Source organism: Flavobacterium sp. FlaQc-57, from assembly GCF_044007395.1.
Classification (GTDB): domain Bacteria; phylum Bacteroidota; class Bacteroidia; order Flavobacteriales; family Flavobacteriaceae; genus Flavobacterium.
The window spans coordinates 62619-81510 of record NZ_JBIPDA010000002.1 but is presented as its reverse complement, the minus strand read 5'-3'; the positions used below and the strand labels follow the sequence as shown (position 1 = coordinate 81510).

15 protein-coding genes are annotated in these 18892 nt (G+C 32.4%); 7 read left to right on the top strand and 8 right to left on the bottom strand.

Going from position 1 to position 18892, the window contains the following annotated elements; translation table 11 throughout:
• Positions 1 to 74 precede the first annotated feature (74 nt).
• On the bottom strand, positions 75 to 2873 hold the full coding sequence (locus ACHRVZ_RS06325) for a TonB-dependent receptor domain-containing protein (RefSeq protein ID WP_395421373.1): 2799 nt from the start codon (positions 2871 to 2873) through the stop codon (positions 75 to 77).
• Between the two features lie 233 nt (positions 2874 to 3106).
• On the opposite strand from ACHRVZ_RS06325, the gene ACHRVZ_RS06320 reads away from it, so the two are divergent.
• From ACHRVZ_RS06320 to ACHRVZ_RS06310, 3 genes are all read left to right on the top strand, one after another.
• Complete coding sequence (locus ACHRVZ_RS06320; protein ID WP_041518469.1) at positions 3107 to 3790, top strand: response regulator transcription factor; 684 nt, start codon at positions 3107 to 3109, stop codon at positions 3788 to 3790.
• Positions 3791 to 4012: 222 nt separating this feature from the next.
• Positions 4013 to 5092: a sensor histidine kinase gene (locus tag ACHRVZ_RS06315; protein WP_395421371.1), complete on the top strand. Its 1080-nt coding sequence runs from the start codon at positions 4013 to 4015 to the stop codon at positions 5090 to 5092.
• Between the two features lie 169 nt (positions 5093 to 5261).
• A complete protein-coding gene (locus tag ACHRVZ_RS06310) occupies positions 5262 to 6557 on the top strand; it encodes a porin (RefSeq protein WP_395421370.1) in 1296 nt (431 codons plus the stop codon).
• A 2-nt stretch (positions 6558 to 6559) separates the two neighbouring features.
• On the opposite strand, the gene ACHRVZ_RS06305 is transcribed toward ACHRVZ_RS06310, so the two are convergent.
• The 4 genes from ACHRVZ_RS06305 to ACHRVZ_RS06290 form a co-directional block, all read right to left on the bottom strand.
• Complete coding sequence (locus tag ACHRVZ_RS06305; protein WP_395421368.1) at positions 6560 to 7630, bottom strand: glycosyltransferase; 1071 nt, start codon at positions 7628 to 7630, stop codon at positions 6560 to 6562.
• Positions 7631 to 7852: 222 nt separating this feature from the next.
• The gene (locus tag ACHRVZ_RS06300) at positions 7853 to 8407 is read right to left on the bottom strand and encodes a hypothetical protein (protein WP_395421367.1); all 555 of its coding nucleotides are present in this window, start codon (positions 8405 to 8407) and stop codon (positions 7853 to 7855) included.
• Positions 8408 to 8470: 63 nt separating this feature from the next.
• Complete coding sequence (locus ACHRVZ_RS06295) at positions 8471 to 11902, bottom strand: hypothetical protein (RefSeq protein WP_395421365.1); 3432 nt, start codon at positions 11900 to 11902, stop codon at positions 8471 to 8473.
• Between the two features lie 311 nt (positions 11903 to 12213).
• Positions 12214 to 12441 (bottom strand): DUF5808 domain-containing protein, encoded by a 228-nt coding sequence (locus tag ACHRVZ_RS06290; protein WP_395421364.1) that lies wholly within the window; start codon positions 12439 to 12441, stop codon positions 12214 to 12216.
• 367 nt (positions 12442 to 12808) lie between these two features.
• On the opposite strand from ACHRVZ_RS06290, the gene ACHRVZ_RS06285 reads away from it, so the two are divergent.
• Positions 12809 to 13156, top strand: a complete 348-nt coding sequence (locus ACHRVZ_RS06285; RefSeq protein WP_395421363.1) for a helix-turn-helix transcriptional regulator — start codon at positions 12809 to 12811, stop codon at positions 13154 to 13156.
• 595 nt (positions 13157 to 13751) lie between these two features.
• Here ACHRVZ_RS06285 and ACHRVZ_RS06280 read toward each other — a convergent pair.
• On the bottom strand, positions 13752 to 15011 hold the full coding sequence (locus ACHRVZ_RS06280) for an aspartate kinase (RefSeq protein WP_395421361.1): 1260 nt from the start codon (positions 15009 to 15011) through the stop codon (positions 13752 to 13754).
• Positions 15012 to 15181: 170 nt separating this feature from the next.
• On the bottom strand, positions 15182 to 15670 hold the full coding sequence (locus ACHRVZ_RS06275) for a GNAT family N-acetyltransferase (protein ID WP_395421360.1): 489 nt from the start codon (positions 15668 to 15670) through the stop codon (positions 15182 to 15184).
• Between the two features lie 172 nt (positions 15671 to 15842).
• Between ACHRVZ_RS06275 and fbp the strand changes: the two genes are divergently transcribed.
• Positions 15843 to 16856, top strand: coding sequence for a class 1 fructose-bisphosphatase (gene fbp, locus ACHRVZ_RS06270; protein WP_395421359.1), 1014 nt, complete (start codon positions 15843 to 15845; stop codon positions 16854 to 16856).
• A gap of 143 nt (positions 16857 to 16999) precedes the next feature.
• Positions 17000 to 17488, top strand: a complete 489-nt coding sequence (locus tag ACHRVZ_RS06265; protein WP_395421358.1) for a hypothetical protein — start codon at positions 17000 to 17002, stop codon at positions 17486 to 17488.
• 205 nt (positions 17489 to 17693) lie between these two features.
• Here the strand turns inward: ACHRVZ_RS06265 and ACHRVZ_RS06260 are convergent, their stop codons facing one another.
• Positions 17694 to 18125, bottom strand: a complete 432-nt coding sequence (locus ACHRVZ_RS06260; protein ID WP_395421357.1) for a TerB family tellurite resistance protein — start codon at positions 18123 to 18125, stop codon at positions 17694 to 17696.
• A 170-nt stretch (positions 18126 to 18295) separates the two neighbouring features.
• Here ACHRVZ_RS06260 and ACHRVZ_RS06255 point away from each other — a divergent pair, with 170 nt between their 5' ends.
• Positions 18296 to 18889 carry a HupE/UreJ family protein gene (locus ACHRVZ_RS06255; protein ID WP_395421356.1) on the top strand — a complete coding sequence of 198 codons (594 nt, stop codon included), beginning with the start codon at positions 18296 to 18298 and terminating at the stop codon, positions 18887 to 18889.
• Positions 18890 to 18892 lie beyond the last annotated feature (3 nt).

Sequence of the window (18892 nt, the reverse complement as noted above, 5' to 3'; positions counted from 1 at the left end):
TTAAGATGATTTATAAGGCAAAATAAAAAAAGCCCTATCGAAATAGGGCTTTGTGTTTTTAGTGGTGAGTAATGTTAGAATGTGTATCCTAGGCTTAAAGAAAATCCTCTGCTTTTTTTGTAGCTTCTTGTCAAAGGATCTCCAATAACTGGTGTTACACTATTGTCTCCAATTTCAAATTTACGAGCAGGATCTAATAAGTTGTCTGCTGAGAATTTTACATCAAAATGATCGTTTAATTTACTAGTCCATACAAAATCTAATTGTTGTACAGGTAGCTCATAAATATGATCTAAACCATTTGTTCCTACGGCATAAATTCTTTTTCCAAATACGGAGTAAACTAATGAAACAGTATTGCTCCAGTTTTTGTTGACATTAAATTGGTATTTTAGATCTGAATTGATTAACCATTTTGAAGCACCTTGTAATTCTCTTGATTTATGAGTTTCAATAGATTGTGTAGTAGTTCCGTCAGGATTAGTAATAAAAGGTTTCACTTCTGCCTTTGTACTCATTAAAGAAGTATTGAATCCTAATGAGAAATCTTTAAAATTATCCGTTAATCTTCCTAAGTCATAAATGAATTCGATTTCTGCACCATATAAAACTGCATTGTCTGAATTTAAATAAGTAATGATTGTAGAACCTGCCGCATTTGCTGTTAATGTTCTCTCGATAGGATTGTCCATTTTTTTACCAAAAAGACCTACTGCAAACATCTCTTTTGCTGTTGGGAAAAATTCATACTTTAAATCAACATTGTAATTATCACTATTTACTAAGTATGGATTTCCTTTCATAGAAGTTCCATCGGCGTTAATATATTCGATAGGATAAGCTTCCATTATAACTGGTTTTGTGTAAGTAACACCACCTGCTAAACGAATATTTGCTTTTTCAGTAATACTGTATTTAGCATTAAGCGAAGGTAGTACATAAACTTTATCGTAATTTAAAGTCACGAATGGGTCACTAAAAGAACCTTGTTGTCTGTATTTAGTTTCTCTGTTTGCGCTTTCTAATCTTACTCCTCCATTAACCTCAAGTTTTTCATTGAATTTGTAAAGTAAATTTGCATATCCTGCGTTTGTACCTTCTTTTAATATCGCTTTGTAAGTAGCATTAGAACTTTCTCTGTAGTTAAAAGCACCACCCGCTATATAACCGTTCAACTGATCGTCAATGCTGTTTAATGGAGCATTAACATTTGGACCTGTAGTTGGCGAAATAAAACGATAAGAAGACTCCATATCTGATTTATTTCCGTTGTATCCTAGTGTTAATCTGTGGTTTTTTTCTGATCCAAATTTTAAGTTGTATTCAGTTAAACCAGAGAAATATGAATTTCCGGTAATTTCTAAGTATTGTTTAATAAAATTGTTTCCTGCAATAGAAGCAAGTATTCCGTCATTCTCTGTCTTAACACCCGAAAATGCTTTTCTGTCAGGTTGATTGTATTTTGTTTTTGCGTAAGAGATTCCAACTTTTATAGTTTGGCTTTTGTCTTCGTTTATTGCATATTCCCCTACCAATTGATTGTTCCAATAGTCTGATTGGTCTAATTGGTTCGTACGGATTAGGGTTTTATTTGTTCCTGTTCCTGTTTCGGCATTTGCAACCCCAAACTGATCTTTAATTAAATTATCTGTGGTTCTGATAAAAAGACTGTTGTACGATAATTTGAATCTGTTAGTGCTGTAGTTTAAACCTAACAATCCAGTTAGTGCAGTTTTATAATGATTGTCTGTAGTTACAAAGTCAGTTTTGTAGCTAATTCCGGTACTTTGATAAGCAAAAGTTCTTTCTACTCCTTCTTGTATTCCGTAACTGTTTTCAGCATTTATCGAAAAAATGTAAGAGAAATTTCGGTCTTTACCCAAATCAAATTTTTCAGAGTGTAAAAATCCAATACTTGTATTAAGTGGAGTTCTGATTGATGAAACATCAAAACCACTTTGAAAATTGTTTAATGATTCTTCAGGAGTAAAAACATGACTTGATGGTGTATCTCCTAGCAATGAAGGAAGTTTTCTGTTATCTCCAGTCATTCCAAAAAAGCCTTCAGCGGAGTCAGCATCTTTAGAAAGTGAAAATCTTTTAAAGTTACTGTTTGCAATATAGCTTGTTCCGATGTTAATTTTTGTGATGCTTTTTGTGTTTTTTGAAGTCTGAATATTAAATGTTCCACCAGCAAAGTCACCATATATATTTGGGCTAAATGTTTTGTAAACTTCAATAACACCTACAATGTCAGTAGAAAATAAATCCAAAGGAATGATTTTTAAAAACGGATTGTTTGTTGGAGCGGCAAGATCATTAATCAATAAGTTGTTGTATCTGTCTTCCAGTCCACGAACAAATAAACCTCTTGATCCTACCTTAGTGATTCCGGTAATTTTTGTTAAACCTTCTTCGACATCGCTAACACCTTTTCTTGACATTTCCTGTGCGCCGATACTTTGTTTGATTACAACGGCATTTTTTTGGTCTAGTAATAAGGCGGTTTCTTTTTCTCTGTTTGCTGTAGATTTTACAACTACATCTTTAAGAGTAAAACTTCCTGATGAAAGCACTTGATTAATTGTGATTGTTTCATTTGCTTTAACCGTTACTGGTTTTTCTACAGATTCATATCCAACGAAACTAAAAATAATAATATAATCTCCCGGATTTACGCTCAACGAATATTTTCCGTCAATGTCAGTGTTCGCACTTGTGTTAGTCCCTTTTAGTAAAACATTTGCGAAAGGTAAAACTTCATTGTTGGTTTCTTTGTCGGTTAATACACCAGAAATCGTACCTTTGTTTTGCGCGATCGAAATCGTACAGATGAATAATGTAATAAATAGAAATTTTAAATTGAATTTCATTTTTGTGTTGTGTTTGATTTATTTTTGTGCAAAGAAAGAAACGCTGTGTAAAGTTCATGTTAGGCACTTGTTATGTTTTTGTGTCTTGTAGATTATCAAATTGTTACCAGATTAAATTACCGTTAACCGCATTTTTTAACGCCTGTTTTGTTAGTATATTTACGCAGTGAAATAAAAAACGTCGAATGTATAATGAATAAAATTTGATGTAAAAATCTCAATTTTTGCTATTTATGAAAAAAACACAAACCAAGATTTTATTAGTTGACGATGAACCAGATATCTTAGAAATCGTTGGCTATAACCTTGCTCAGGAAGGCTACCAAATTGTAACAGCTTCAAACGGAAAAGAAGCTATTGCAAAAGCTCAAAAAGAATTGCCGGACCTAATTATTATGGATGTGATGATGGCGGAAATGGACGGTATGGAAGCTTGCGAACACATTAGAAAAATCCCGGAATTAAATAATGTTATCATAACATTTCTGACAGCAAGAAGCGAAGATTACTCGCAAGTTGCTGGTTTCGATGCAGGTGCAGATGATTATATCACAAAACCAATAAAACCAAAATTATTGGTCAGTAAAGTAAAGGCGCTGTTAAGAAGGTTAAAAGAACAAGAAGTGGTTAGCGACACCTTAAATGTAGGTGGAATAGAGATTAACCGTGAAGAATATAAGATCATCAAAGGCAATGTTGAAATTGCTTTACCGAGAAAAGAATTCGAATTGTTTTACTTATTAGCTTCAAAACCTGGAAAAGTTTTTAAAAGAGACGAAATCCTGGATAAAGTTTGGGGTAATGAAGTTGTAGTAGGAGGAAGAACAATTGATGTTCACATTAGAAAACTACGCGAAAAAATAGGAGAAGACCTTTTTAAAACAATAAAAGGTGTTGGTTATAAATTTGAAGTTTAGTTTTAAAGTAACTAATATACTAAGGTTCTGAGCTACTAAGGCTTTAGTCACAATGGTATTTTAGTTAAGATTTAAACAGATCAAATTGTTTTAAAAACATTCAATAGATTTAAACCATATGAGAAATTGAAGTTCATTACATTTATATGATCTTCAATTTCTCATATGGTTTTTGAGTTAAAGCTTAATTTTTCTTAATTTTTTAAAGGTTGAATTATATCAATGAAAATTAATTTTAAAAAAACATACAAATTTGCTGTCAAGTCGGCATTATATATAAGTCTTTTTGCAACAGGATTTGTGTTGATATTGATGTCTTTATTTTATAAAAATCAATTAAATCATCAAATTGCATTTGGAATAATCTTTCTTATATCAATTTATATTTTCTCTTTTCTGGTTTTACAATATCGAGTAGAGCGTTTTATTTATAGAAGAGTTAAGAAAATCTATGATGAGGTTTCGCTTTTAGAATCGACAACTCTTATCAATCAGCCTATTACTACAGATATGGAAACGCTTTCGCGTGAAGTGAAAAAATTTGCGACTGATAAAAAACTTGAAATCGAAATGCTGGAAATTCGGGAACAATACCGAAGAGAATTTTTAGGAAACGTTTCGCACGAACTTAAAACACCTTTGTTTACGGTTCAGGGCTATGTCTCTACTTTGCTTGATGGAGCAATGGATGATAAAAACATTAGAAAGAAATACTTAAAACGCGCTGAAAAAGGTGTAGAACGCTTAATTTATATTGTCGAAGATTTAGATATGATTACCAAATTAGAATCTGGTGATTTAGATTTAAATATGACTGATTTTGATATTGTCGAATTAATTCAGAACGTTTTTGATTTGCTTGAGATGAAAGCGGACAAAAAGAAGATTAAATTGGCTTTTGAAAGTAAAAATGTTAAGTCGGTTATCATTCGTGGAGATCAGGACAGAATTCAGCAAGTGCTTGAAAACTTAATAGTGAATTCTATTAAATATGGTAAAGAAGACGGATTAACAGAAGTTGGCGTTGTAAATCTAACCAAGAAGAAAGTCTTGATTCGTATTAGCGATAATGGAGAAGGAGTTGAAAAACAAAACATACCCAGACTTTTTGAACGTTTTTACAGAGTTGATAAAAGCGGAACCCGTTCAGAAGGTGGTTCTGGTTTAGGATTAGCAATTGTAAAACATATTATTGAAGCTCATAAAGAGAAAGTATATGTAGAAAGTGAGTTCGGAATTGGTTCTGAATTCTCTTTTACGCTTGAAAAAGCAAATAAAACAGTAAAAGCAGAGGTTAAATAATTGTAAGCAGCCATATGTTGAAACCCTTAAAATAGTGCGTTTTAACAATTACTAAATCTGCGATAAGACCTCATAACATTAAATTTTTATTATAGTAACATCCTGTTAATGATTTCTTAACATAGGAGAGTCATCTTTGCACCTTGAAATTAAGGGAATTACAGAAAGGATGATAAAAAGAAAAATATTAGCCGTTTTATTGCTGATAACTTGCGCTTCAAATGCGCAAGAGTTAAGTAAAGATGATGTGAAAAAAGAAGTAGTTCGTCTTCTTGATTCAATCAACAAAGCAAAATTACCAGATACGCAATCTGGAGCAGGTACCGCCGAACATTGGTACGATAGAATCTCTTTAAGAGGTTATGCACAAATTAGATATAATGGTTTGTTTTCGACAAACGATAAAGTTTCCTGCGAGCAATGTGATAAGTCTTGGGGAACAACTTCAACTGCGCCAGATGCAAAATCAAACAACGGACTTTTTATAAGACGTGCGCGTTTAGTATTTTCAGGGCAAGTTCACCCAAATGTGTTTTTCTATTTTCAGCCGGATTTTGCCAGTTCGCCAAGTACAGGAATCCAGAATTTTGTTCAAATTCGTGATTTGTATTTTGATCTTTCTTTTGATAAGAAAAAAGAATATCGCGTTCGTATTGGTCAAAGTAAAATACCTTATGGCTTCGAAAATATGCAATCCAGTTCGCAACGTTTGGCATTAGATCGTAACGATGCGATGAATAGTGCGATATTAAACGAACGTGATTTAGGAATGTTTTTTTATTGGGCTCCAGCCAAAATTAGAGAGCGTTTCGCCATGTTAGTAAATGATGGTTACAAAGGTTCAGGCGACTATGGAGTTTTTGCTTTTGGTGTTTATAACGGACAAATCGCTAATAAACTAGACGGAAACAGAGACTTAAATGTTGTAGCCAGAGCAACATATCCGTTCATTATTGGTAGTCAAATTATAGAACCAGGAATTCAGGCGTATACAGGAAAATGGGCTTTTACAGGCGAAATTTCACCAGGAGTAAAAGTCGATGATCCGCAATATGTAAAAGATCAGAGAGTAGGAGCAACATTTGTACTGTATCCAAGACCTTTTGGAATCCAAACCGAATATAATATTGGTAGAGGACCTCGTTATAATACTCTAACCAATACCGTTGACGAAACAGATTTAAACGGAGGTTATGTTTTATTGAATTATAAATTAGATATAAAAAAGCAACATATATACCCTTTTGCAAAATTTCAATATTATGACGGAGGGAAAAAATATGAAAAAGATGCCAGAAGTTATGTTGTTAGAGATTACGAAATTGGTATAGAATGGCAGCCAATCAAAGCCTTCGAGCTTACAGCAGAATACGTTATTGCTGACCGTACTTTTGAAGACAGTGCACTGCCAATTAATAGACAACAAGGAAATTTATTGCGATTGCAAGCGCAGTTTAACTTCTAAAATTAATCCTCAAAAACACTAAATAGAGAATCCCAATCTATATTATCGTTAAATTGAGTTAAACCTTTAAACGACTTTACTTTTGAAAGATCTTCAATGGTAAAGTCGTCTTGCATTGCGTACGGTACCAAATTTTCTTCCTGAAGCTTTATCGCCAAATATTCTTGCTCATATTGTCCGGGAGTTGGTATGAAAAAGGCTTTTTTACCCAATTTTGCCAAATCCATTACAGTAGTATAACCGGAACGACATAAAACAAATTCACTTTCATTAAAAGTCTGTTCTAGTTGTTTAGAGTTCATGAAATTATAATAAGTAACATTTCCTGCTTGCCATTTGGTTTGTGTTTTTTCTACAATACCTTGTACAAAAACAACTTTACCTTTAAAATTGATAACTTCCTTTTGTAATTTTTCATCTAAAAAAGTACGTTGAGGTTCTGGACCAGATAGAATAATCATTAAGTCATAGACTTTTGGAGTTTCCTTTTTGCGCATTCTGCTTAATGGACCAATGTATTTTATGTTAAGATCATTCGTTTTAAGATGGCCAAGTTCTCCTGTTAAATTTGTTTTCTCATTGGTATCAGGAACCCAGCATTCTGTATATTTTTTTATAATATATTGATGACATTTACTCGTAAACCAAGTAGTGTTTCCAGTCATTACGTTCAATTGATGTGTCATAAAAACAGAAGGGATTTTTTTGCTGAAAACACCCAATCGGTTGTCAGAAATGATTCCGTCAATTCCGTGTTTTTTGATCCATCCTTTTACCATTTTCTTCTCATCCATAATGGCGACGATCATTTTGGGTAAGTTTTTAATTAACTTCCACTTAAAGTTTTTTGCATTCTTTGCATATTCAATATGATAAGAAGGCAGTTCCAAAGTTTGAATATATGGAAACTCTTTTCGTAATAATGCCAACGCAATACCGTCAGAAGCTATTATCGGGATAAAATTATTTTCTTGAAGCGCTTTAATAATTGGGATGCATCTTGTGGCGTGACCCAACCCCCAGTTTAATGGAGCAACTAAAATTGTTTTGTTTGCAGTATAGTCAATGCTCATAGTTTAACGCTTTTTAAAAACGAAGATAAAGAAATATGTTTTTTGTGTTATTTCGTACGTATTACTAAATTATTAACTCTATATTTTATTTAAGGTGCTAAGATGTTGAGTAACCTAGGTTCTAAGATTTTTTTTGCGTAACAAATAAAAAAGCCGAACGTAAGTTCGGCTTCAAAGTCTCATATATTAGTACTTTATTATCTTAGTGACTCAGTATTTTTCCTAATCCTGAATATACGTTTTGTTACCATTTTTATTGATGTAGTATTTACCGCCTTTTGGTCCTGTATATACTTTTTTACCATTGTACTCTCCAGTAACTTTATCAGCAACTTTTGGAGCCTTTTCAGTAGTTTCTTTTAATGTTTTGCTAGCTGTTTTTTTAGTAGCTGTGGCATCTTTTTTAGCTGTTTTTGAGACTTCCTCTGCTTTTGCTGCTGTTTTCTTTACGTCAGCTTTTGTGCTTGCGGCTTTGTCAGCAGTTTTTTTAGCTGCGTCATCAGTAGCTTTTTTAGCATCGCTTTTTGCTTTATCGGCTGTTTTTTTAGCGCTTGCAGATTCTTTTTTTGCTTTAGCAGATACATCGCTAGCTTTATCTGCAGATTTTTTAGCTTTAGCGGCTTCTTTTTTTGCATCAGCTTTAGCTTTATCAGCGTCCGATTTTGCTTTTTTCGCAGCAGCTTCAGTTTTGCTCTTTGCTGCTTTTGTAGTTGCGTCCTGAGCATAAAAATTAGAAGACAAAACAACTATAAAACAGATTAAAAATAATTTTTTCATAAGGTTACAAATTTAAATTTCTATTAAAATTAATCAATTTATGAATATGTTTTTCGTTAAGTGTTAAAAATATGCACGAAGTTGTACGTTGCCTGTATGCACAACCGATCCTGTCTCACTTTTTCGGCCCTGATAGTTGAGGTTAATGTCTAAAAATTGTGTTATATTCTTCTGTAAAAGCAATTTCCAGACTAAATTTTGTCCTTCTTGAAGACCTTCAAGCATTTGAAATCCGACAGATGAAAACTCATTTCCGTTAAATTTATTTTGATAGAACGAAAACTCGCCATTTAGAGTGATTTTTTTCTCTCCGGCAAACGAAAAAGAAGTACCAAGCCTGTTTTGAACCAAAGTTTCAAAATTTCCAATTTGGTTTTCTTTGTTTTGAAATTCATAAAAGAAATCTAAACTTGTGTTTTTAGAAAATAAGTAACTGATTTTTGGTGCAACCTGATATCCTTTTAGATCGTAATTTTTTTCGACGAAATCTTCTGAAACTAATGTAGTTTTAATAGTTTTCGTGAAGAAATTAAACAGCCAGCTTTTTTGATATAAATGCGTGTATTGTAATTGATGTGAGCTGTTTTTGATATTTTGGGATCCTAACGAAAGTAGATTTTTACCTTTATTGATAAGATAATTATAAGTTACGGAATTTTTTTGCTTTCCTCTATTGAAAAACAAACTGTTTCTAAAGCTCGAATTAAGTCCTAAAATATTTTCTTCTGAAGAATCAAACGGATTCAACTCTAAACGTTCGCCCTTACTTTTTACCTTACGATCCATAATGAACGAAGTTTGATTATAAAAATAAGAAATGAATTTTCTGAAACCTGTACCGTTTTGCCATTGCAGCGGATTCAACGCTACAGATTGCGAAAATTTATTTTGATTGGTTTTGATATAAATCTGATTGGGCAAAAAGATTCGGATAAACCTTGCCTGATCAGGAAAAGCAGCAATTTCAAATTCTTCTAATTCCTGAATTCCATTGCCATTATAATCATTCCATGTATAAACACCTTGTCCTGTTGGAACTTCAATATAAGTGAATTCTTGTTGCGCAATAGTTCCTGAACTGGTTTCGTAAGCCGTTCCAATTTGCATCAATTGATTAAAAAAACGGTCGTTGTACAAGATTCTTGAATTTAACGAAGGTTCACTTTTTCGAGATGAATCTGTAAAATCTAAATTACGATAACTCGCATAAACTGCTAAATCTGTTTTTTTATTCTGAATCAATTTCGACTTTAGAAAATAAGTTTGCGAGTTGTTTACATGCTGCAGTAATCCGTTTTGTAAACTATCATTTCGACGTTGCAGATAGCCAATTTCAATAAAAACTTTGGTACTGTCTCCGCGACCAATAAAAGCTCCGTATTCTGAGAATCTTTGGCTCAAGGCCGAAAACTGATTCGTAACTTTCTCTTTTTCCTGATTATCCTCGATTTGCATACTTGCGCCAATCCAGTTTTTACCAAAATGATATTTAGTTCGGGTTTGATTTCTAATAAATTTAGAAGTCGAATTTGTGGCATCACTATTCAAAAAACTCCCTTGATTTTCGATAGTCCAATTTCTTAATTTGAACAAAGCTGTCGTTGTATGTCTGGATCCTGAATAACTTTCAGAATAATCTAATTTTTCAAATTGGTAGGTTAGTAAACCAATGTTAGAGGTTTCTCTTTTAGCAAATAAATCAAAATTCAAACCAGTAACCAGTAAACTTTGATTACCATAAAGAGTCGAATTTAAATTCCAATCACGGTTAAATTCAATGTTATACAAACGCTCAACAGAACGAAAATCTTCCTGAACAAATTGATAATTTGCAAAAGCATCTAAAGTCCAATTTCGCGTAAAAAGACGTTTTTTGATGTTGGTTTTAAGTGCAATTCCGCCATTATTACCATCATCAATCTTCGAGAATAAATTTTTATCGTTGTTACTTACAGCAATTTCAAAATCTACCAGCGTTTTTTCATTCGGATTGTATTTTCCTAAAAAAGTAGCGACCTGAAGTTTAATTGGAGCAACGAGTTGAACAATGGGTTCGTAGTTACCCTGTAAAACGCCATTTACAGGCGCGGCATATTCATAAATTCGTTCTACCGAGTTGTTGTTCTGAATGATGTAGTTTCCAAGATTATTTCCAACAAGACTAAATTTCACATTGTATAAAACATTGCTGGCGTCGTTCGAATATTCATAGATTTCGACCGAATTGGCAATTGTTTTTTTGTATAAGATTTTGTTGTCGGCATATTTATCAACGTACGCTGATGGTGCTTTCATTAAACTAGGATCATCTCCAGCCTGACTTAAAATTTCAACCTGTTCTGTAGAAAGATTTTGCTGTAAAGGCTGGTTTTTCATGTCATTTTCTGAATAAACATAACCGCCAAAACTCCAGTTTTTGTTTTCGTGCGTTGCGCCTGCGTAAGTGACCAATCGGTTGTAATTTCTTTCAGAGTATTGGTATTCGATATTAATTCGCATTTCAGACGTAATCGTAAAAAGCGATGTAAAAGTGATTTCCCCTGCATTATAATCAATCACATAATCATTGTTTTCACCGCGTTTTAGCAAAACACCATTAACATAAACGCGCTCAGATCCTGAAATGACCAGAACATACAATTCGCCATTTTGACCTTTTAATTTATAAGGTCCCTGATTACCTTCCTGACCTGTAAAAGTACTTTTCGCATACTGGCCTTTAACAAAAGCGACCGAAGCAAAAATGTTCGTTTTACTTTCTTCTGTATTAAAATTGAAACTTGCGGACAATCCCTGAACTTTTTTGTTGAAATTTAAAAATTGAGTTTTTCTATTTTCTAAAAAAACATCACCAGCGCGAATATTCCAGTCATCACTAAAAAGTTCCATGAAAATATTGTCGAACTGATCCAGTTTTTGCGAGTAGCCGCCATCTTGCAACGGAATATTGTTGTCTTGAAGTGAAGCGCGTAAACTAATTTTATCAGATATTTTTCCCGTAATCTGAAGATCCAGGTTAGAATTTAGAACCGTGTTTTGATTGTTTCCAACCGTAACACCACGCGTGATGCTTCCAGATGTATTCAAGCCATCAAAAGGAGTCACTTTTTTAGCGTTTGTATTTTCGATCTTATATAATTTTTCAGAGCCAACATCGTTTGTAACCACTTGGTCTGATTTGTAACGACTATATTCTTTGGTTAGAAAATCGGGATATTTTAAATAATTTACAATTAAAGTATCTGAAGCTGAACCTAGTTTCTCATTAAAAAGTAAAAATCCCTTCTCGAAGTTAATGGTATAGAAACTCGAATCAATAGGTTCATTTTTAGTATTTAAAATTTGAAAAAAACTCGAGTTAATGCTGACTTCTTCAAGACGAATAGTATCGCGGCTGGTAATTACTTTTTTCGTTTTATACGATGATTCTGTTTCCTGAGCCTGAAGCCCGGAAAACCAAAATAGCACCGTTAAAAACAGTAATTTTTTCAACATAAATACTTAACTCTAAAAAATCAAAAGTAGTATTTATAATTGGGAAATATTGATTCTGTAAATCAGGTAGTTAATGTTTATTCGCGAGTTATTTTCGGCCATTTATTTGAGTAAACATCGAGATAGAAAAAAAAAGCGCTAAGACAATAGATGTTCCTGTTTTTATCATTTTGTCGGTATGATCAGGATTGTAAAAAAAGTAAGCTAAATAAAGACAGCTAATAATAGCTATACTGTATTTGAATATAAAGAATTTCATGTTTGTAATAAATGGAGTAGTCGAGAAGTATCGACTTGTTTTTTTGATTTAATTATGTTGTGCTTTCTCCTATTATAAGAAGAATTGTGATGAGAATGATAACTAGAAATACAGAATTTGGATTGGCAAAATTAATGGTCCAACCCAGTTCTTTTATTCTTTTAGGAGGGAACAATCTATTGTCTTTCGGATTGTAGTAAAATATTCCCCAAATCCAATTGTCAGGATCGTTGTTCCATTCGTTTTGGGTTTCCTGGTTTGGCTCAATATTAGCATTCATGAGTTTAAATTTTCTTTGTTTTTTAATGAATCACAATAAAGATTTTTATGCACGTTTTTTGCTAAATCGATATCCTAGCGCCACTATTACTACAAGTCGAGATAAAAATATTACTGAATTAGTCATAATTTTGAGTTTTAAAGTCGGGGTCATATCAGATTTGGTTTCTGATTTCTTGAGGAATTATTGGTTTGTTTTTTTTGTAGGCCTAAATTACCAATTTGTAAGTATATGTATTATGTGATTATCGGGTATTTTAAATAGTCTTTTGTGGAGCCTTTTTTATCTTTTAAAATAAATGAAATTTTTGTGAGTATATTTTTATAAATGTGTCCTCTGTTGTTTTATAAGGAAAACTTTATAGATCATGAACATCATTGTAGGGAATAAGCTCAAAACTCTTAGAAAAAATAAAGACATGTCTCAAGAAGAAGTGGCTGACTTTTTAGACATCTCACAGTCGGCTTATGCGCGAATGGAAAGCGGCGAAAGTCATTCGTGGGCAAATCATATTTTAAAAATCTGTGCAATTTTTGATATAATTCCCGAGGATTTATTAAAGATTGATACTATTCAGGGAAAAGTAATTCGAAAAGAAAAAGCTGGTGAGGTTAATGTTTCACAATTGTCTGAGGGAATTATTGAACAATATGCCGAACGTATAAAAGAACTAAAGAAAACCATTAAGGATTTGAAAAAAGAGCTAAAAGTATGAGAAAAGAACCGTCTTTGTAGGATAATTTTAAAACATCATAAAATTATCCTTTTTTTTCTTTGTAAACTTTATACCTATGTGCAAGAGCTATAATTATGATTAATAGCGTTATTGTTATTGATCCGTTGGTCATCTTTTTTTGTTTTAAGTTCAAATTAAAATTAATATTTATTCAAGATAGCTCTTACTCGGAAATCGGGTATTTAAGTCTTAATTTGCATATTTAGTTTCTTTTACTCCTGTAAAATCTGTTGTAAACAATCCATGCAGAACAGAACCCAACTATAATTGGAGATGTTCTGATAAGTAATTCTTTTGTAGAAGAAACTCCTAAAAATATAACTTGGTAAACACCAAAACCTATATAGCAAATACAAGCGATAAAGTATATTCTTATAAATAATTTACTGGATTTTGACATTGAATGTGTTTTGTTAAAAGATAAAAATACTAAATAATAATAAAAAGTCTTATTCGGTAATCGGTTATTTTACATTTTAATACGGATAAGAATTAAAAACAAAAAAGGCTTCACTTTTGGTGAAACCCTTTTTAGATATTTTTGAATTGAAATAATTAACTTTAAAAAGAAGATTTAGTCAATCTCTTTAGTAACAATTTGCATCGTTTCGCGGCTTACTTGTTTTAGTAAAACCTCTTTATTTTCTTCAACTGTTTGAGCAGCTTGTTCTGTAAAATGACGAATCGTGTATAAAGTCACATTCTCGTTATAATCTACTTTGAATTTTTTAGAAAGGATCGCGTTCAATTCGTTGAAATTTCCGAATTTATCTTCCACACAAACAGAAAAACTAATAGCTGAATTCTGAATCAAATTCACTTTGATTTTAAACTCATGAAACAAAGCGAAAATCTCGCTGATGTTTTCTTCCATTATAAAAGAAAAATCTATTGACGAAAGCGAGATCAAAAGCTGATTTCTTTTTACAATAAAACAAGGATATTGTGGCTCTAAGTCAACACCTTTAGAAACGCAAGTTCCTTTTAATAATGGGTTGATAAACGATTTTACATACAACGGAATTTCCTTTTTCTGTAAAGGCTGTAATGTTTTTGGGTGAATAACCGTTGCTCCGTAAAAAGCCAATTCGATTGCTTCACGATATGAAATCTGATTTAATAAACTCGCATTTTCAAAATAACGCGGATCGGCGTTCATTACTCCCGGAACATCTTTCCAGATTGTAACACTTTCAGCATTTAAGCAATAAGCAAAAATTCCCGCAGTATAATCAGAACCTTCACGACCTAATGTAGTAGTAAAGTTATTTTCGTCAGCACCTAAAAATCCTTGTGTGATGTTTAATATTTTACGTTTTACATTTTTGCTGATGTTTTGTTGAGTTGCGTCCCAATCTACTTCTGCATCTCTGTAAGTCGCATCGGTTTTAATAAAATTACGAACATCAAGCCATTGCGTTTGAATGCCTTTGTAATTCATAAAGTGACTTAAAATAGTCGTCGAAATTAATTCTCCAAAACTCACAATCTGATCGTAAACAAAATTGTAATTTGGTGATTTGTTATGCGCAAGGAAATATTCTAATTCTGAGAATAATGCTTTAACCGCAGTAAAAACTTCATGTTTTTCATCTTCAAACAAATCCAATAAGATTTGATTGTGGTATTTTTTTATTTCTTGTACAGAAGAATTCAACTCTGACGATTTGTCAAAATAATTCTTGATTACAACTTCAAGAGCATTTGTTGTTTTTCCCATAGCCGAAACTACAAGAATTACATCTTCATAACCTACTTTTTGTAAAACGTCGTATACGTTTTTAATTCCATCGGCATCTTTAACTGATGCTCCACCAAATTTAAATACTCTCATCTTTAATTTTAGATTTTTAATTTTTCTGCCACAGATTAAAAGGATTTTTACACATTTTTTTAGCTACGAATTTCACGAATTAGCGCAAATTAATTAGTGAAAATTAGTGAAATTCGTGGCAAACCCACACAGATTTTAAAATCTTAATAATCTGTGGCAAACTATACTTCTTATAATTTTTCTAGAAACGAATTAATTCCCGCTTCGTCCATTTGTACAACTTGCCATCCGTTGAGGATTTTTGCTCCCGAATTTTCGTAGAATTTAACTGCCGGAGTATTCCAATCCAAAACATTCCATTCGACTCTTCGAACATTATCTCTCTTTCCTTGTTTCATTATTTCAGAATAAAGTGCAGATCCTAAACCGGTGCCGCGCATTTTTTCTTTTACAATTAAATCTTCAAGGTGTATTGTTTTTCCTTTCCAGGTTGAATAACGATAATAGTATAAAGCAATTCCAACAATTTCTTTTTCGTTTGAATCATTTTCTATCTCTGCCACAAAAACATTAAATAATGGTTTTTCGCCAAAGCCATCACGTATTAAATCATCAACAGTTATAATAACTGCATCTGGTTCATTTTCGAATATTGCCAATTCCCGTATCAATTCTAAAACCGATTTCATGTCTTCAGAATTCCCTTTTCTAATATTCATATATTCTTATTATTAACTACTTATTCCTTAATAAAGCATTTTTTTATTCGGTGCTTAATGCTTTTAATTAGCAAATATACAATAGTGGCAAACTAACAAAATAATTTTTGAATCATTCTCACAAAAAAAGCGATATTTGTGACTTATAATCAAAAACTATAACGATATAGCAATGGAAGAACGCAATAAAACACTGGGAGAGTTTATTATTGAGAACCAAAAAGCATTTCAGTATTCGTCGGGAGAGCTTTCCCGAATTATCAACTCTATACGTTTGGCGGCCAAAGTCGTCAATTATAAGGTAAACAAAGCCGGATTGGTGGATATTATTGGCGCCGCAGGCGAACAGAATATTCAGGGCGAAGACCAACAAAAATTAGATGTGTATGCCAACGAAGTATTTATTCAGACGTTAATTAACCGTGAGATTGTCTGTGGTATTGCTTCAGAAGAAAACGACGAATTTATTACTGTCAAAGGGAGCGACAATAGTAATAATAACAAGTACGTGATCTTAATGGATCCGCTTGACGGATCTTCAAACATTGATGTAAATGTTTCTTTAGGGACTATTTTTTCTGTTTTCAGAAGAATAACACCAATTGGAACTCCGGTAACTAGCGAGGATTTTTTACAACCGGGAATCAATCAAGTGGCAGCAGGTTACGTAATTTATGGAACTTCGACAATGTTGGTTTATACTACAGGTCATGGTGTAAATGGTTTTACACTGAATCCGGCGATCGGAACATTTTATCTTTCACATCCGAATATGAAGTTTCCAAAAGACGGACATATCTATTCTGTAAACGAAGGAAATTATGTGCATTTTCCGCAAGGAGTAAAAAATTACATTAAATATTGTCAACGTGAAGAAGAAGACAGACCTTATACTTCCAGATATATAGGAAGTTTGGTTTCTGATTTTCATCGAAATATGATCAAAGGCGGTATATATTTATATCCGACCAGTTCAAAAGCACCAAAAGGAAAATTACGTTTATTATATGAATGTAATCCGATGGCTTTTATTGCCGAACAAGCTGGAGGAAAAGCAACAGATGGTTTTGGAAGAATTATGGAAATCCAGCCAACAGAATTGCATGAAAGAGTTCCTTTTTTCTGTGGAAGCTATAATATGGTAGAAAAAGCTGAGCAGTTTATGGCGGAAGCGGAAGTACTTTAGTTTTTAGTCACAGTCTCGGTTTTCAGTCACAGTTAAACCCGACAGGTTTTTAAAACCTGTCGGGTTTTGCTTTGAAGTTTAAGGCGATTTTTTTTTGATCGAAATTGTACGGATTTTTTTATACATTTAAGAAAAATATTTTTATGAGGAAATTTGCTTCGATTTTTTTATTAGTATTAGGTTTTATAACTTCGTGTTCTTCAGATTCTGACAATGGAACGCGCTTAAATTCGTCAATTGTTATAGATGGAGTAAGCTTTGTGCCAACGAAGGGAGTGTACTATAATCAAACAGCAAGTTTTGATTCGCAGAAGAGGGTTCGTTTTTTGGTAACGAACGAGAAGAAAAGTGAAAACCTGTATATTGATCTTTCGTTTCCTTCTGCACAAACGAATTTGACGGGGATTTATTCATTGGGGCCTGGATCTGCTAACGAACTTTTAGGATTTTGTGAATTAGTAACCCCAAATACAAGATATTATATTGGTGGACATTCAATAAAAGTAACAGATTTTGGAAGTAATAATTTTAAGTTTGAATTTGTAGGTTCGCAAGTCTTAGATGTTGTCAAAAACTATCAGGTGAATTTTAAGGGAGGACTTGAAGGAAAGTTTGAATTACAAGTTAAATAGAAAATCCTCAACTGGATTTTTTATTTAAGTTTTGCGTTAACCTATTAAAAACCTGTTGAGTTTATTTTGAATTCAATTTAAATTTTATCTTTAAAATAGAAAACCCGACAGATTTTTTAAAATCTGTCGGGTTTGTTTTTTGTATAATATTTAGTCTGAAAACTGAAATCTGCGACTGCAGACTATTTTCAACGAAAACTGAATACTATTTATGCATGTGTTGCATTTCGTATACAAAAGTATCGCCATCAACTTTTTTATCTACTAATGATAATGCTTTTGCAATGATATAGTTTACGTTACTAGGTGTAAATCCTAAAGCAACACCTAATTTTCTTAACATTACTTCTTGTTGGTCTTCAAGATGATGATCAACATGCACCATTCTTGTTAAATCGTATAAACGCTCTAAACGCTGAACATGTAAATAAGGTGGGTTGATTGGGTATTTTAATGGATCGTTAAGAATTTCTTCGTATTCAGTTTCTGAAATTTCTAAACGTGAAGCTAATTTATCTAAGAAATTCTTTTCTTCTGGGTGTACAATTCCGTCTGCTAATGCTACACGAACAATAGCTGAAAAGTGACCTTTATTTCTTTGTTTGAATTCGCTATCAAATAAATCTGAAAATGACATAATTATAAGTTTTTTATCTCACAAAGATAATTTTTATTTTAAATTATTAATTTTAAAGTTCTCATAAAATTTAACTTAATTTTTATTAGTTGTTTTAAAATGGGACTTGATTAATTTTCAAAATAAATCGTAAGTTTACAACCCCTTAATCATTTAATAGTACCACTAGTATGTCAGAGTTTTGGATTTATTTTCAAATAGGATTAAAGCATGTTTTAGATATTAACGCTTACGATCACGTTCTTTTTTTAATCGCATTAACAACCCCTTATTTATTTAAAGACTGGAAACGCATTTTGCTGTTAGTTTCTGTTTTTACAATTGGTCATACGCTGGCTTTATTGCTTTCTGTGTATGGGATAATTGCAATAAAAGTGAATACAGTTGAATTTTTAATCCCGATAACCATCTTAATAACGGCGATTTTTAATCTTTTTACAGCAGGCAAAACATCGAAAAGCGATGGTTTAAATTTGGTGTTTTTTGTAACCCTATTTTTTGGAATTATACACGGTCTTGGATTCTCCAATTATTTCAAGACTATTTTAGGAGGATCACCTAGTTCAAAATTACTACCTTTAGGCGAGTTTGCGCTCGGAATTGAAGCAGCTCAGTTAGTTGTAGTATTTGTAGTTTTGATTATATCATATATTGTACAGACCGTATTTCGTTTTTCAAAACGCGATTGGGCGCTTGTAATGTCGGCTTTTATTGTTGGAGTAGTAGTTCCTATGATTATTGAAAGCCCAATTTGGAACAGATAAAAT